This window comes from Gloeomargarita sp. SKYB120, from assembly GCA_025062155.1.
Classification (GTDB): Bacteria; Cyanobacteriota; Cyanobacteriia; order Gloeomargaritales; family Gloeomargaritaceae; genus Gloeomargarita.
The window spans coordinates 67960-83105 of record JANXAM010000006.1 but is presented as its reverse complement, the minus strand read 5'-3'; the positions used below and the strand labels follow the sequence as shown (position 1 = coordinate 83105).

The following is a 15146-nucleotide window of genomic DNA, read 5'->3' as shown; positions in this document are numbered from 1 at the left end:
TTCCGGTTGCCGCCTATGTCAAGCACTGTGTGCTTAGCTATATAAAATCTCCCTAGCTTATTCCTTGGTGAGCTTGCCAGTATAAGCTGGGTCAAGGTCTTTCAGCTTAATTTTATGTCCAGGTTTGACAATCATTCTTTCCGGCTGCAGAGCGTTAATCAGTTCTTTACGGTCCATAGGGAGTTCCAGCCAAGCCAACCCTAACCCTTCCTGCCTATTTTAGATTTCTCCAGTAAGTGGAGACTTCGGCTGCGATATCAATTGCATGCCCGATTTACTCCCCCCTTCAGGATAATGCAATACACATAGGAATCTTCCGTACAGATAGCTATGTGTTTGAACCAGAATCTGCGGGCAAGATGGTTTCGCTAAGCCGCTAGCAATTAAAAATAGCGACCAGCCGCTAGGAGCAACCCCACCACGGCAATCCCCCAGGCGTAGGGAAACGTTTTGCGCAACAGGAGATTGACATCGGCGCCGACAGCGTTCGCCAGCCAGACGTTGTGGGTGTTGGTGGGGTCGCACACGCCTTGAATCACGCCCAAGGACATCAACACGCCCATGACGGCTCCTGCAGGTAAACCAGCGCTGAGCAGCACACCCCCCATGCCGTAGCCTAAACCCCAAATGTTCAAAGGTCCCCGGTACAATGCCAGCGGTGCCAGCAAGGCAAATCCCACGACGTAACCCAGTGGTGCGGTGGGAATCCAAGGGGTTAACAAGGGTTGCACTGCCGCCAAGATGGGCCAGACCGTTTCAGGATTTTGGGTGTACCACGCAGCAGCCGCGCCCGTCTTGGTCGGCCCCAGCACAGCGCTCAAGGTCATGCCCACGCCTATGAGCAACACCACCGCGGCAGCCACGCTCGCTGTACCCTCCAGCAAAGCCCCGGTCAACAGGTTCACGCTCCCCCGGCGCAGGGTCACGGCAAATCCATAGGCCAAGCCCAGCAGAAAGGCGGGAATAAATGGGATACCAAACCCCACAATCAGCAACAGCGGCACTAAAGGGGTGAGATAGGCGTACCAGGCCAACTGCGGTTGCTGTCCCCAGCGTCGCCAACCTTGCACCAGCCCGATCAGGACGCAAATGGTCAAACCCCAGCCCACCAGCCAGCGCCAACCCGGTAGCGTCATGCGCCCTAAGCCCCAGAATGCCACACCCGCCAGCCCCGGCCACGTCAACGACCGCCAGCGCCAGCCCGACCAGGTCAACAGCCGGGTACGCCACAACTCCACGCCAGTAAATATCACAGCGCCGATGGCCATGACCCCGCAAACGCTCAAGGCATAGCGGCTGACGTCTGCATCGCTCAACCCCAGCACCGTTTTATAGACCGCCCAGTTGCCCGGATTCAGCAACCCCCCCAAGCTAATCCCGAACAGCAGAATGCCTGCGCATAGGTAGTCTCGGAGACCCAACGCCTGCAGGATGGGGAGCACCACCGTCGCTACCATGATCACCGCCCCCAGGCCGCCAACGACCGAAAACAGCACTGCCACCAGGCCCAGCAATAGCACGGACAATAGCCAAGGCCGGTCCCCCGCCAATTCTGCGCCTCCCCGTACCAACTGCTGGGCAATGCCTGTCTTTTGCAGCCAACTGCTGAGCATTCCCCCCAGCATCGCCAGCACCATGGGTTCCGCCAGCCGCAAACTCCCGTCCACCCAAATCCCCAAAAACAAGTCGTTCCAGGTGAGTTGACCGCCTGCTATCGCCACCAATCCCATCCCAGTCGCCAGCAACGGCAAGGCTAGTAACGCCGGCAATACTCGCGCCACCATCAACGCCACGGCGACCGCAAACAAAACCCCAATGCCGAATCCCATCCCTAGGCTAAACTCCCAGCAATCACCCGTTCCAAAGTCAGCAGGTCGCGGTACACCCACTCCTTACACCATTGCCCCAGCGCATCCAAGGGACTGAACGCCCGCGCCGGTTCCCAGTTGACCTCTAGCCCTAGGGGCGTGGAGTGATTGCCCGGTAGGTAATGCACCCGTAATCCCTCTGGAAACTTCTGCTGCAGGATTTCGACCAACTGGGGCGTCTCGTCGAGGCGGTCATGGCTAAAGCGAATCAACACGTTTTTAGCAACCCGATACCGCCGCTGAATAAAGTCTAGGGTTTCTTTGGGAGACGGGCTAAATTCCACCGGCAACTGGTCTAACACCGGCACGTGACGCAAGTTTTCTAGCCAGGGCAAGGCCCGCTGTAACCCGAAATTGTTGTAGCTCATCAGGATATGCCCCGCCCGTTCCACCGGAAATAAACAACCAATCAGCAGGTGCAATTTGCAGCCCAAGCTGTGCCCCAGGCCATAGACTGGCAAATTCGACGGCAACGTGAGACCCTGCATTACCTCTTGGAATTGCCGGTACGCCTGGGCTGCCAACCCCCGGTGGTCCAGATTGGGAATCACCGATTGGGTCACAATGATGTACCCCCGCTGGGCCAACCCTTCCAACAACTGGCGATAGCTCCACTGGGGTAAGGCCCCCGCAAACGCCCCGCCCAAAAAGTGGATGATTCCCCTTGGCGCCGGCGGGATCAACACCTGGGACTGGCCCCACTCTAACCACTGCTCGCCCATGCCCATCCCTTCTGTATCCGTTTCCTAGTCTAGTGCGTTACAACAACCCCCGATAGCGGATAAACACCAGCACCATCGCCCAAGAACCCAACGTCACCTTGATCGCCACCAGCACATTGAGCAAGGGAATGGTCCAGCTCCCCTCCCAGCGCAACAGCGTTAGTACAGCGATAACTATAAACGCCACCACCGCCAGTTTTTCCCAGGTCGCCGCATGCCACCGTTGGTAAAGGCGTTGGAGCGCTTCCGGCGGGGACGTCATCGCCACCAAGCCAATGGCTGTGCCACCCGCTACACCAGCAGCGAAGCCTCCACCTGGACTCAGGTGCCCGCGCACCGCTAGTTCCACCCCCACCAGCGCGCTGATCATCGCCCCCACCTGGGCCAACACCACCGACGGTGCATCCGTCACCTGATGAACGTGGGACAAGGGACGTTCATTCGCCATCAACGCATGCACCCCCAAAATGGCAATCGTAAATACAATCACCTCCGACACCGTATCAAACAGGCGATTGCGCAGAATAACTGTGGCTACGGTGTTGGGAACCTGAGCATCTTGCACCAAGGCTTCCACGATGGCTAGGGGCGACGGTGTAACCGGATGGGGCAGCACCACCATCTTGACCCCAAACGCTAAGCCCGCCAGGACGTACAGCCATTTCATCATCGGGGTTCCTCCGAGCTGGTCACTGGTTGGTCATACATCACAATGGGTACAACCCCTTCTTGTTGCAGGATTTCGTACAGTCGGTACACGCGGGTTTTAGCCTGAATCACCGCCGTTGGCGAGCGAGTGCAAATCCCGTGGACTTCTCGCTCCGCTAGCGCCCGCTCCAACGCCTGGGATTGCTCGTAGGGCACCCATTCCACCTGCATATGCCAGGATTTGAACGCTTGCCGCAATGCCGTTGTCAGGGTTACCCACTCCGGCGCCGCCGCTTGGAAATCCTGCTGCAACACACCCAACCGCACCACTAGGGACGACCGCACGGCCACTGCATACAGAATCACCGCCAGCAATGTCCCCACCAAGGCTTCCGTCAAAGCCACATCCGCCGCCCCCAGCAACCCGTACAGCAGGGATGACATCGCCCCAAACATCCCCCGGATCACCAGTGCCCGGTAAGGATTGGTCTCCGCCACCAGCAATCCCGCGGTCAAGGGGAGCAGCAGGGCAATGACTTCAATGGTTGGGTCCATCGGGCGTCTCCACCGACACGGGCTGATGGGCGCTTGCGCAGTAGGCCAGCACGTACCCCAGCACCGTATTCCACATCACCAGCGAGAGAACCGCCAGCACCAGCAAGGGCCACTCCCGAGGACGGCGCACCAGCAACCCCGCCATGATTGCCATCGAACCCAGCGTATCCGCTACCGACAAATGGTGCAGTTTGAACAGGATGGAGTGGCGTGTCAAGAGCACCGGCGTCCCCCAAAACCAGAACCACAGTCCGACCCCCAAGCCAATCCCGCTCACCACCTCGACCATAAACTAGCCTCCCGTTTGCCCTAGGCGTCGCAGCAGATGCGCCAGCAACATGAACCCTGCATTCCCCACGCTCAAGGTAATCACGCCCACTAGACCCATCATCCAGTCATCCCGGATGACCGACACCATCAGCAGGATCAACGATGACTTGGTCGCCACACTCGACAGCGCCAGCATCACTTCCCAAATGTCGCCCCGGCGCAGCGTCGGATACAGCGGCAACCAAAACGCGGCAATCATCCCCCACAGGACCCCCTGCAACAGCGTCATTGGCCTGGCTCCAGGTAATGCACCACGTAACCCCCTTCCCGCTGGTTCAGCACGATGGTCTTAGGCGTGAAGGTGATGTAGAAGATGTCCAGAAACACCAACCCTGGCGTGCGGGGCGATGTCACGGGGTCCATCCTGACGACCTCCCGGTGATGGGGCACCAGCATCATTTCCAGCGCCTCCCGGTAGGCTTGGGGAATCGCCCTTACAATTCGCCATATCCCTTGCAGCAATTCCGGCCAGCGTTGGGGCAGCCGCCGACCTCGGGGCAACAGCACCGCCACCAGCACCCCCAGCAGGATATTTTCGCCGCTGAAATTCGCCGTCAGCAGAAACCAGACCAGCAAACGCAGCAAAATGGTTCCTACCATGCCCAGACCCACCAAAACAACACCACCAGCCCTAGGCTCATCATCCCCAGTAGATGCTCCAACCGTTCGCCCGCGTGGGGCAAGGGCAGGCTCCACCAACGACTCACCCCCCAATATAATCCCCAACCTAGGGCGATGGTGAGTAGTGCTTTGCCCATTTCACTTCCTGTAAAGACGCCCAGATCAACCCCATTGGCCAGCATCAGACCCCCGAGCAACACTGCCAAGGCTCCCTGCAGCCCGGACGATGGGGATTCCCCCGACCAGCGCCACGGGACGAACAGCAAATGCCCATAGACCACCGCCGTGCCCACCGCCGCTGCTGACATCAGCCCCGTTTGCCAGGGCCATAACTGTTGCATTGTCAACACCTTGGCTCCAAACCCCGCCAGCCCAGGAAACCCCATCATAGACAGGCTGGCCAATCCCCAGGGTAACCCCAACGACCAACTCACCCCTTGCGCTCGCAATTGGGGCAACTGGCGACTCGGCAACCGTCCCGCCACCAGAAAGAGCGCCGCCTTGCTCAACCCATGACTCAGGGCGTAGAACCCACCTACCGACGGCGCTGCCAGAACAAACCCCACCTGCGACACCGTGCTCCAGGCCAGCAACCGTTTTACGTCCCGTTCCCCAAGCGCATAGACCACACCCAGTACAGCCGTTGCCACCCCGACACCGCGCACCAGGGATTCCACCTCTGGCATGAGCAGACTACAGCGCAACAGCGGGAGCAGGGCCGCCTTGACCACCACCCCAGACAACAGAGCCGACACAGGCGCTTCCGCCTCCGCGTGGGTCATTGGCAACCAAAACCCCAGCAGAAACACCCCCCCTTTGACCAGCAATCCCAGCAGCAGTAACGCCACCGCCTCTGGGGGAGCCACCCGCAGACCGCCAAAATCAAACGAATGGTGCGCCTCATAAACCAACACCGCTCCCACTAGGTAAAACAACATCGCCACATTACTCACGAACAAGTAGCGCAGCCCCACCCAGAGCACCCGTTCCTGGCGCGAATAGGTGATGAGCAGAAAGGCCGAAATAGCCACGACCTCCAACGCCACATACAGACTCACCCAATCCGTTACGGCAAATGCCACATTCAAGCTGCCGTGCAGGGTCAGCAACTGGGCAAAAAAGAACGGCGTTCTATCCGTTTCCCACGTCGTCAACACTACCGCCAGGGTAATCAGGGCATTGGTGAGAACAAAAAAAACCGTCAACTCGTCTAGCAATAAGCTCACTCCAAAGTTATCTAACAAACGGAGTGAAACGGGTGTTTTTATTGCCGCTAGAGCCAGCCCATAACCCAAGGAAAAAACGGCACCCAAACAGCTCAATACTTTGGCAAAACGGGGAATGAGATAGGTGGTAAATGCCAGAAAAAACGCCCCAGCCAACCAGCCAATTGTCAGCGTATTCATGGCATATTTTTGGTTTCAATATCCCGCACCTGCAGGGTTGGGTAATCTCGGGATAGTTTCATGACTGCGACGAGCATGAGCGCCTGGATCGATAGGCCAATCACAATCGCCGTCAGAATCACCGCCTGGGGCACTGGGTCTGCGTAATCCACCGCGCGTCCTGGTTGGAAAATGGGGGTAAACAGGCCCTTGCGCCCGCCCGCCAGCACATAGTAGGCTACAACCCCCGTACTCATGACATCCATCGCGATGGTTTTCATCAGTAAATTTTGCTTGAACAGCATGCCCCAAAAACCCAGCAAAATCGTGCTGAACACGCAGGCCTCCAGCAGCATGGCCTCCCTCCGATGCTTGCGCAGATGGTTACCAGAATTTTAATTGACTTCCGCCACGGTTGCCGGCAAATTCAATTCCACCAGCGCCTTTTGCAGGGCCAATTTGCGGTCGCTGACCAGATGATCCACAGGCAACCGGTCGAGCAGACCAAATTTTTGCAAACGACTGCGCGTGCGTCCCGCCGCCCCCACGATATACACCACCCGGCCCTTGTCCAACGCCTCGAGCACCATATTTTCAATTGCCAAACAAGCCGTGACTCCCAGCATCGGCACATCGGTCAAATCCAGGATGATGGCCCCCACATTATTCATGGCCGCATGTTCCCGCGCAATGGCCTTCGCCACTCCAAAAATCATCGGCCCACTCAGGTAAAACAGCAGCACTTGACCCTGCGCCTGATTGAGCAACGCTTTTTCTTCGGGACTGAGATGAATGGCATCGTCTGCATCCGTAATCGTTTTGACTTCTTTTGATTGCAATTCCGATAACCGTTCAATCGTGAGCATATTGGCGATAAACACCCCCACAAACACCGCCACAATCAAATCCACAAACACCGTCAACAGGAGCACGATATACATGATCAGTGCGGCCCGTAACGACACCACGTGCGCCCGTTTCAGGAAACTCCAATCCAAAATATCAATTCCCACTTTCACCGCAATCCCCGCCAATACCGCCATGGGAATGTCTTTCATCAAGGGGGCAGCCCCAGCAACAATAGCCAGCAAAACCAGCGCCCGTGTAATGCCCGAAAGCGCCGTTTGCGCCCCCGTTTGAATATTCACAACCGTCCCCATCGTTGCGCCTGCACCCGGCAATCCCCCGCACAATCCCGCGAAAAAGTTACCAATTCCTTGGCCGATGAGTTCCTTATTTGAGTCGTGTTCTGTACGAGTTAGACTATCGGCAATAACCGCTGTCAGTAACGTATCAATACAGCCCAAGATGGCCAGCATAAATGCATCTACAACAATTGTGCCTATTTGCTCCACTGTGAAGGTAGGTCTGGTTAAGGTTGGCAATCCCACTGGAATTTGACCAATAACCCGAATCTCATCATCCGCAAAAAAGAATGACGACACCAATGTACCGACAATCAGGGCCAGCAGTTGCGGAGGACAAAACTGCTTCCAACGAGATGGCATCAAAAAGATAATGGCTAGCGCTAATACGGCGAGAAAAACTTCATTGGGATCGATATTGCTCAGCAATTGCGGTAGGGCTTTTAACGTACCGATGACCCCACCTTTTGGCGTTTCTTGCCCCAAAAACGGCCCAATTTGCAGGATGATTAAGATAACCCCGATTCCCGACATGAACCCCGAAATCACGCTATAGGGCATCAGGGTGATATATTTCCCCAGCTTGAACACCCCGAAGACCACCTGAAACAACCCTGCCAGCATCACCACCGTAAAGGCCATCGCCAGACCGTTTTCGGGATTGGCCGCCGTCAGACTTGCTGCAATCGTGGTCATCACCACCGTCATTGGCCCCGTCGGTTCGGAAATCAAGGTGGGTGTCCCGCCAAACAGGGCTGCGAAAAACCCGACAAAGATGGCCCCGTACAAACCAGCGACGGGATTTTTCACTGCCGCCACGCCGAACGTCAGCGCTAACGGAATGGAAACAATCGCGGTGGTAATCCCCCCCAAAATGTCAGCTCGCAGGTTGCGCAGGTGAATCAGGTTGGTGATGGTCATGGGTCCAATCGCTGTTGATCGCTCTGATGAGGGATGCCTATAGTCGCTATAAAGAAAAGTCTAAGGCTACGGCGAACAAGTTTATTTACCGTCCCGTTCTCGCCTAGCAGACGTTAAGAAACAAGTACACAAAAATTTACAGTGGTGGGGATGGTAACCTGTTAAGGACAGCGGTATTGCGGTGCGAACCGATGGCCAAGGTCTATCTAGCGGCGCCCTTATTCACCTTGGCGGAACAGACGTTCAACCTAGACTTGGCCCGATACTTGCAGGACCAGGGGTTAACCGTCTTTTGTCCCCAGGTCGCGTGCGAGGGCAAGGCGGGCAGAGATATTTACCAGACTTGTTTAGAAGGGCTGTCGAATGCCGACGTGGTGGTGGCAATCCTGGACGGCGCTGACGCTGACAGTGGCACATGCTGGGAGTGCGGCTATGCCGTGGCAAAGGGAATCCCGGTGATTGCTGTCCGTACTGACTTTCGCAGGTCGGGGGATACAGGCGGATTTAATGCCATGCTGTATTACAGCGCGGCGGCTGTCATTGAAACATCCGTTGACCTTTTCCCGACGATTGCTACGACAGTAAATAGGCTTGTCGGTCACCAGTGAATATGGAACCACCGCCTGTTTTTTCGATGTACTCCAGAACTTTACCCTGATTTTTTTTATCATCAAACCTTTCCAAAACAATCTGACCATTCTCTCGGCGGAAGTAGAGGCGGTAGTCACGACCAACGCGATATTCATAGTGGCCAGTTGCCCTTCCTTCCAAGTGTTTAACCATATAAGCGTTCGGGTTACCAGCAATCCGGCACAAGTAACTTTGGAGCGCATGAAAGATTAGACGTCGTTTCCTGAAAACTTCCCTAACATCATCTAGAAAATTCCTGGTTACGCTAAAGGGTTTTAGAAAGGGTAAGATTGAATCTATTTGAACAAAACTTCTTCTAACAAGCTCTGTGGCCTGTTCATATCTGTCAATAATCTTTGTTCTGTCTATCTCTTGCAAATCCCTTCGCAATTGTTCATAGGCTTCTTCAATAAACCTTAGTCGTTCAATTTCCCGCTGCATCTCATCGATTGCGGGTAGCAAATTCAGCTCTTGAAGCAATTCGATAGCTGTCTCCCAGTCGTACCTGTAATTGGTGTATCGTTCTCGCTGGCTCAATGCGTTAATAACTGCTGCGTGCAATTGATGTTCATTGATGTCCTTGACGAGATGACTCACAGCACCGAGCCTAGCATATTCTGGCACGATGGCCATTTCGGTAGAGGCCGTTGCGACGACTACCCGGTAAAGCCCGTAATCCTGTAATCCGTGGCATTCAGCCAGGTCAATCAGAACATCCAGTCCCGTGAGACCACCATCCAAGTTATGGTCTAAAATAATCAGGTCATACTCCTTAGACTCTTCCGGCTGGCTACGAACACTTGCTAAGATTTTGTCAATTGCACTTCGATAGGTGTGGGCGAGGTCACAGTCGTAACCCCAACTCTGCAACCAATTTTGCCAAATAGATGCAACTTCCCGGTCGTCTTCGACAACTAAAATGAGCGTCATGGTCTGCATCTCCTGTCCTTCAATAGGCCTAATTATTTTGGGTTGAGATCTGTATCACTCTCTGGGGTTCTAGGCAGAATTCAAGAGTTACTCTCGCGCCTCTATCTAGGTTCTCAGCTTTCGCTGAAGCATTCCAGAAGCTCAGATAAGCAAAGCAAATCATACTTCCTTTTCCTCGATTTGGGCGAGGATTTAGTTTCTCAGGTGAACTGTAAATTTTATCGATGATATGCGTAGGAATACCTGGGCCATTATCTTGAACAGTAACAATGCATTTGTTCTGCTCTTCATACACACAGCAACCAACTCTAATCTCGGGCCTGATGCCTTCTCTATTGCAAGCAGCATAGGCATTATCTATTACGTTCTTTAGTATGCTCCTAAAATGCCATGGATTAATAAGGATTGTATGTCTTCTTTCCTTCTCTTCGAATTGGTCTAAGTGGTTATCATCCAAAGGCTTGCCCTGGTATTCAAATATCAGGCTTGCTTGTGGTAAACGTTCTTTGGCTCTAGTGTAAACAGATTTGATTAACTCTAGGATTGAGCAAGGTCGGGGCTCCAGAGCTGTAATTTCTCCCAAGTCATCTCTTAGCTGCTTAATGACGACAAAGCTTTGGTGAATCCTATCTAAACTATCCGCTATGTCTCTAACCACATCATCCCGGTCAGTATTGGTAAGGACTGCGCTGATTCTTTCCCGAAGATCTTCAGGGGATCTGAGTAAGGAAGCTTTGCTTAGGTCATGATGAATATTACGCACATCATTATCAAGGCGGAGCATGACAGCTAGAAAATGACTTTTAATGATCTGTAGCTGGTTGCCTATCGGCGCACCAAACTCTGCATCAAAGAGAGAACGAATTCGGCAATCTAGTTGATACAAGCTCATCAGTTCAGCACGAGCTCTAGCAAGCTCAGCTTCAGTTTCAGCAGCTTGTCGTTTTCGCTTCTCTATTTCCTCATGTCTCTCTGCTAATTCACGATGGAATCTCTCCTCATCAAGCTTTCTTGATATATTCTGAAGATACCTTTCCTTAAAGGCAACATAAACAATTGCGAAAAAGAGAAGCCAGCCAGAAAATGTAAAGTATATGCTTGTTCGAAGGAACGAGTACCCACTTTCATTCCCCCAAAAATTCTGAAGAAATAAAAAGAGATTATTCAGATAATCTGGGGTCTTACCTCGAATATAATGCACCCGACCCACAACCTTGCTCTTTCCAGAGACAACCGCTGCTCGTATAGCTTTGACGCAATCATAATTGATGATAAGGTCTGTAGCTTTGGGGTCCTTATAACCAGCCACATTGCATACAGGATGAGGATAAAGAATCAAGTCTGTATGTATGGCGTGGCCTTCGTCCAGAATATCTTTCAGGTTTTGTCGCTTGGTCTTATATAAAATCTGCTTTTCATCACTCAACACAGGGACAGATTCATCGGTAATCACTAGACTAAAGACACCATAGTTGCTATCCAGAATTTGCCGAATGGCCTGGGCTTTAGGATTATTGGACTGACCCCTGGCAAAGATATCTTTAAACTTCTGCCCATGAGATGCTTGGGACAAGGCCTGGGGCAGCATATGAAAAAGCATATTAAAATCCACTGTCTGCACCCTAGGTATGGTTTCTTCGTAGTACATACGAAAGGCATGTCGAACCGGACTAATTACAGGAGAAATCATCGTCAAGAACGTCATTCCTGATGCAAAGAGAAGTCCACCTATTGCCCAACCAATATGGTTGTTAGTGCTATCAGCTAGATCAATGTAGATTTGACAAGCTCTACTGATATAGGCTTGACCAGTTTTTAGAAGATCCTTCACTCTTCTAGCCGCATTACTCATTTACTGCCCGAGATGCCTCGGCTTCTCTTAGCCGCGCATTATAACTCAGGATTTGATGGAGTTGGGAGATTCAACGGCGGCTCCATGACCATTTAGTAAATTCAAATTTTGCGCCAGGACCCGCTGTGTCAGGGCTAACTTTTGAATCGTCTCGATCCGGTCTTTTTCGAGTAGCCCAATCACTTGCTGCGTCTTGCCCCGACTCACCACTGGCAACTGACATAAGCCGCGCATGAGCATGCGTTGCCGAGCCTGCTCTAGACTTTGGTCGGGATAAATAGTTTGCAACTCGCGGGTACACCATTCCCCCACCGGCACGGAATACCACAGGGGGCCATGGGTGCGAATCGCCCGCTGGATGTCCTGGGGGGTCAACAAGCCCACCAGTTCTCGCTGGGCATTGACCACAAGCGCGGTATGCTGCTGGTTCTCCATGAGCATTTGAGCAACTTTCCCCAGGCTCCGCTCCGGCGGCACTAGCAACGGCGGCGGGATCATGGCATCCATCACCCGCAAATCCGCGAGAAATCGCTGTTCTTCCCGGTCCAGAGAATGCAGGCCAATGGGCGCTCCATGGGGATAGACCTGGTCCAGCAGCCAAATGCTCAACCCCACCGCCGCCATCGCCGGCAGGATGATCAAATAGTTGCGGGTCAATTCAAACAACAACAGGATGGCCGTCAAAGGGGCACGGGTGCTACAGGCCAGGAGGGCCGCCATGCCCACCATAGCGTAGGCGGGTGGGTCGGCAATGTGAATGTGAGCCGTAGCCAACACCTGGCCTGCAACTTGACCATAGGCGGAACCGAGAACGGCCCCTAAAAACAAGGCCGGCGCAAACAAGCCCCCAACCCAACCAGTCGCATAACTGACCACCGTTAATGCGAGTTTGACGGGCAAGAGCGTCAGCAACAGCCCCAGGGGAAAATGCACATCCTGGAGCATGGCTTCAATGACCTCATAGCCAATCCCTAGGGTCTGGGGCAACACCAGGGCTACGGCGCCAATCACCAGTCCACCTAGCATTGGTTGGAGCCAGCTTGGTATCCCCCGGAGTCGGCCAGGTCGTAATTCCCCTAAAGACGCCGTGTAGAGGATGGCTAGCCCGCTGGCCAGCACGCCTAACCCCAGGTACAGGGGCAATTCCAACACGGTGCGCACTTCGTAGGGGGGCAGGCTGAAGGCCGGTTGCGCTCCCAATCCCGCCTGGGCAACCAGTCCCCCTACCACAGCGGCCAAGAGCACGAGGGGCACGGCGGAGCCGGTAAACGTTGTCCCTAGCACCACCTCAAAGGCGAAGAAGGCACCGGCAATAGGAGCGTTGAAGCCCGCCGCCAAACCTGCGGCTGCACCCGCCGCCTGCAAAACCAAGTATCGTTCCTGGGAAACTCGCAGCCGTTGTCCGAGATTGCGCCCCCAATAGACGCCCAAATCCACACTAGGGGCTTCGGGTCCCAATGATGCACCCATCCCTAGAGACAGAGCCGCTAAACCTAACCGCCACAGTTGCGCCCGCACGCTCACAACCGGCCAATCCCGCGCCCACCAGGTCAGGAGACCCACCAGTGCGCCGCCAAGAACGGGCACCAGCGCCAAACTCCAGGTGCCCCAGCCGCCGATCCACCCCATCAAGATTTCAAAAGCACTCCAATGGATCGCTGCAATGGCCAGCCGAAACGCAACAACGCACAATCCTGTCCCACCGCCCATCAGAGCTGCCAGGGTCAACAGCAACACTTCGGGGGAGAATGGCAGCCCTTCCCACCCACGTTGCGCCCGTTCAGATGTTGTAGCCATGCCCGTATGCACCCTATCTCTAGTCTAGGGACTGTTCCTGCTGGCTGTGGAACAGCCTAACGCAGGCGCGGGGGCCGCAGGAGACGAAACAGCAGCCAAAAGCCCAGCGTCGTCGCCCCCACCAGCAGCAACCCCGCTCCCAAAAACAACGGCAGATTCGCTTGGCCTCGGTCAAAGATAATCGCCGCTCCGATGATAAACGCCGCCACCACCACGCTGTAGGCCAAGCGATGGGAGGCTGTATCCAAGGCCCGCTCAAGCCCCGCTAAATCGGCAATCTGCACCTGCCAGCGCAAGTTCTCCGAATTCACCCGCCGCAACAGCAACTCCACCTGCCGCGGCGAATCTAAAGACAGGGAACGCAAATCCAGGGCCGTTTGTAGCAGGACAGGGAGTCCATCACCCCCCAGCAACTGCTGTTGCAGCAGGCGGCCCATTAAGGGTCGAATTTCCGCCACTAAGTCAAATTGGGGGTCGAGTTCGCGGCCCATGCTCTCTAAATAGGCCAGTGTGCGGGCCAGCACCCCCATACTCCCCGGCAAGCGCACCCGGTTTTGGCGGGCCGTTTCCAAAATATCTCGCAGCAATTGCCCAAAGTTCATCTGGTCGAGGGTGCGGGGGTAATAGCGGCGCAACAACCGGCCAAAGTCCTGCTCCAACTGGTTCAGGTCGTCGGGGCGAGGGGATTCTGCCAGTTCCAGGGTTAACTGCACGCAGCGGCGCGGGTCCAGGGTCACCAGCGCCAGCAAAAACTCGGTCATCAACGCCTGGGTGCGGGGGTCCAAACGGGCCACATTCCCGAAGTCCAGCAGCGCCACCCGACCGTCTTTTAAGTAGAAGAAATTGCCGGGGTGGGGGTCAGCGTGAAACAGCCCATCCCAGCAAATTTGCTGGAAAAACGCCCGCAGCAGCATTCGGGCAATAGCTGGCCCCTGGGTGCGGTCCGTCGTGCGATACCCAGCCAACAGCGGTACGCCATCTAGCCACTCCAGGAGCAGCAGGCGAGGCGTGCTGAAGGCTTCGTACACCTGGGGGATTTTGAGCTGGCGCACCTCCGGCCACGGGGAACGCTGCAAATTCTGCCCAATCTGGCGGGTAAAGGCCGCCTCGCGGGTGAAGTCCAACTCCTGCAGCAGCACCGCGCTGAATTCGTCCACCAAGGCCACCAAGTTCCAACTCTGCCCCCACTCAGTTTGTTCCGCCAGGGCCGCCAGGGAGCGCAGCAGGGTCAAATCCTGGTCAATCACCTCGGCAATCCCCGGTCGCTGCACCTTAAGGGCGACTTCTGTCCCGTCGGTCAAGGTAGCCCGATAGGTCTGCCCGATGGAACCAGCGGCCACCGGCTGGGGATGCACATGGGCAAACACCGTGCCGTAGGGCTGGGGCAATTCCCGGCGGATTACCACCTCCATATCCGACCAATCCACCGGCGGCACCCGACTTTGCAGCGAACTCAAGGCCTCCGTGTAGCGCACCGGCAACAGGTCAGGGCGGGTGCTGAGCAGTTGCCCTAACTTGACGTAGACCGGCCCCAGTTCCACCAGGATTTGCCGCAGCACCGCCGGTGGGGGTAATTCCGGCTCGCCCGCTTTTTTCCCCAACACCAACTGCCGCATAAATTTCCAGCCGTTGCGCAGGAGGACTTCGGCAATTTCTGCCTGGCGTTCGGTCGTCCGAGCAAAACCAGAAAGCATCACGTCTGACTCAACAATTCCTGACGGGTGAATCGCCAGCGACTTCAG

Annotated in this window: 15 protein-coding genes; 1 reads left to right on the top strand and 14 read right to left on the bottom strand. The window is 55.1% G+C overall.

Features of this window, described 5'->3' with window-relative positions; translation table 11 throughout:
* Positions 1-383: 383 nt before the first annotated feature.
* Genes NZ705_04080 through NZ705_04035 form a run of 10 tightly spaced genes read right to left on the bottom strand, consistent with a single transcriptional unit; the run spans position 384 to position 8195 of the window.
* Positions 384-1808: a hypothetical protein gene (locus NZ705_04080; GenBank protein ID MCS7292135.1), complete on the bottom strand. Its 1425-nt coding sequence runs from the start codon at positions 1806-1808 to the stop codon at positions 384-386.
* A 23-nt stretch (positions 1809-1831) separates the two neighbouring features.
* Positions 1832-2590: a DUF1350 family protein gene (locus tag NZ705_04075; protein MCS7292134.1), complete on the bottom strand. Its 759-nt coding sequence runs from the start codon at positions 2588-2590 to the stop codon at positions 1832-1834.
* A 37-nt stretch (positions 2591-2627) separates the two neighbouring features.
* The gene (locus tag NZ705_04070; GenBank protein ID MCS7292133.1) at positions 2628-3260 is read right to left on the bottom strand and encodes a Na(+)/H(+) antiporter subunit B; all 633 of its coding nucleotides are present in this window, start codon (positions 3258-3260) and stop codon (positions 2628-2630) included.
* Positions 3257-3793, bottom strand: coding sequence for a DUF4040 domain-containing protein (locus tag NZ705_04065; GenBank protein ID MCS7292132.1), 537 nt, complete (start codon positions 3791-3793; stop codon positions 3257-3259). The genes NZ705_04070 and NZ705_04065 overlap by 4 nt, the downstream gene beginning before the upstream one ends.
* Positions 3777-4082 (bottom strand): monovalent cation/H(+) antiporter subunit G, encoded by a 306-nt coding sequence (locus NZ705_04060; GenBank protein MCS7292131.1) that lies wholly within the window; start codon positions 4080-4082, stop codon positions 3777-3779. The genes NZ705_04065 and NZ705_04060 overlap by 17 nt, the downstream gene beginning before the upstream one ends.
* A gap of 3 nt (positions 4083-4085) precedes the next feature.
* Positions 4086-4352 carry a hypothetical protein gene (locus tag NZ705_04055; protein MCS7292130.1) on the bottom strand — a complete coding sequence of 89 codons (267 nt, stop codon included), beginning with the start codon at positions 4350-4352 and terminating at the stop codon, positions 4086-4088.
* On the bottom strand, positions 4349-4723 hold the full coding sequence (locus NZ705_04050) for a Na+/H+ antiporter subunit E (protein ID MCS7292129.1): 375 nt from the start codon (positions 4721-4723) through the stop codon (positions 4349-4351). The genes NZ705_04055 and NZ705_04050 overlap by 4 nt, the downstream gene beginning before the upstream one ends.
* Positions 4717-6150: a cation:proton antiporter gene (locus tag NZ705_04045; protein ID MCS7292128.1), complete on the bottom strand. Its 1434-nt coding sequence runs from the start codon at positions 6148-6150 to the stop codon at positions 4717-4719. The genes NZ705_04050 and NZ705_04045 overlap by 7 nt, the downstream gene beginning before the upstream one ends.
* Positions 6147-6485: a cation:proton antiporter subunit C gene (locus NZ705_04040; protein MCS7292127.1), complete on the bottom strand. Its 339-nt coding sequence runs from the start codon at positions 6483-6485 to the stop codon at positions 6147-6149. Before NZ705_04040 ends, NZ705_04045 begins: the two co-directional genes overlap by 4 nt.
* 39 nt (positions 6486-6524) lie before the next feature.
* Positions 6525-8195, bottom strand: coding sequence for a SulP family inorganic anion transporter (locus NZ705_04035; protein MCS7292126.1), 1671 nt, complete (start codon positions 8193-8195; stop codon positions 6525-6527).
* A 191-nt stretch (positions 8196-8386) separates the two neighbouring features.
* Between NZ705_04035 and NZ705_04030 the strand changes: the two genes are divergently transcribed.
* On the top strand, positions 8387-8803 hold the full coding sequence (locus tag NZ705_04030; protein MCS7292125.1) for a nucleoside 2-deoxyribosyltransferase: 417 nt from the start codon (positions 8387-8389) through the stop codon (positions 8801-8803).
* Here NZ705_04030 and NZ705_04025 read toward each other — a convergent pair.
* From NZ705_04025 to NZ705_04010, 4 genes are read right to left on the bottom strand one after another with little or no spacing between them, the layout of a single operon-like run.
* On the bottom strand, positions 8769-9755 hold the full coding sequence (locus NZ705_04025) for a response regulator (protein ID MCS7292124.1): 987 nt from the start codon (positions 9753-9755) through the stop codon (positions 8769-8771). The genes NZ705_04030 and NZ705_04025 overlap by 35 nt on opposite strands.
* A gap of 28 nt (positions 9756-9783) precedes the next feature.
* Positions 9784-11607 (bottom strand): ATP-binding protein, encoded by a 1824-nt coding sequence (locus NZ705_04020; GenBank protein ID MCS7292123.1) that lies wholly within the window; start codon positions 11605-11607, stop codon positions 9784-9786.
* Positions 11608-11652: 45 nt separating this feature from the next.
* A complete protein-coding gene (locus NZ705_04015) occupies positions 11653-13404 on the bottom strand; it encodes a chloride channel protein (GenBank protein ID MCS7292122.1) in 1752 nt (583 codons plus the stop codon).
* A 56-nt stretch (positions 13405-13460) separates the two neighbouring features.
* A complete protein-coding gene (locus NZ705_04010; protein MCS7292121.1) occupies positions 13461-15098 on the bottom strand; it encodes an AarF/ABC1/UbiB kinase family protein in 1638 nt (545 codons plus the stop codon).
* Positions 15099-15146: the final 48 nt, after the last annotated feature.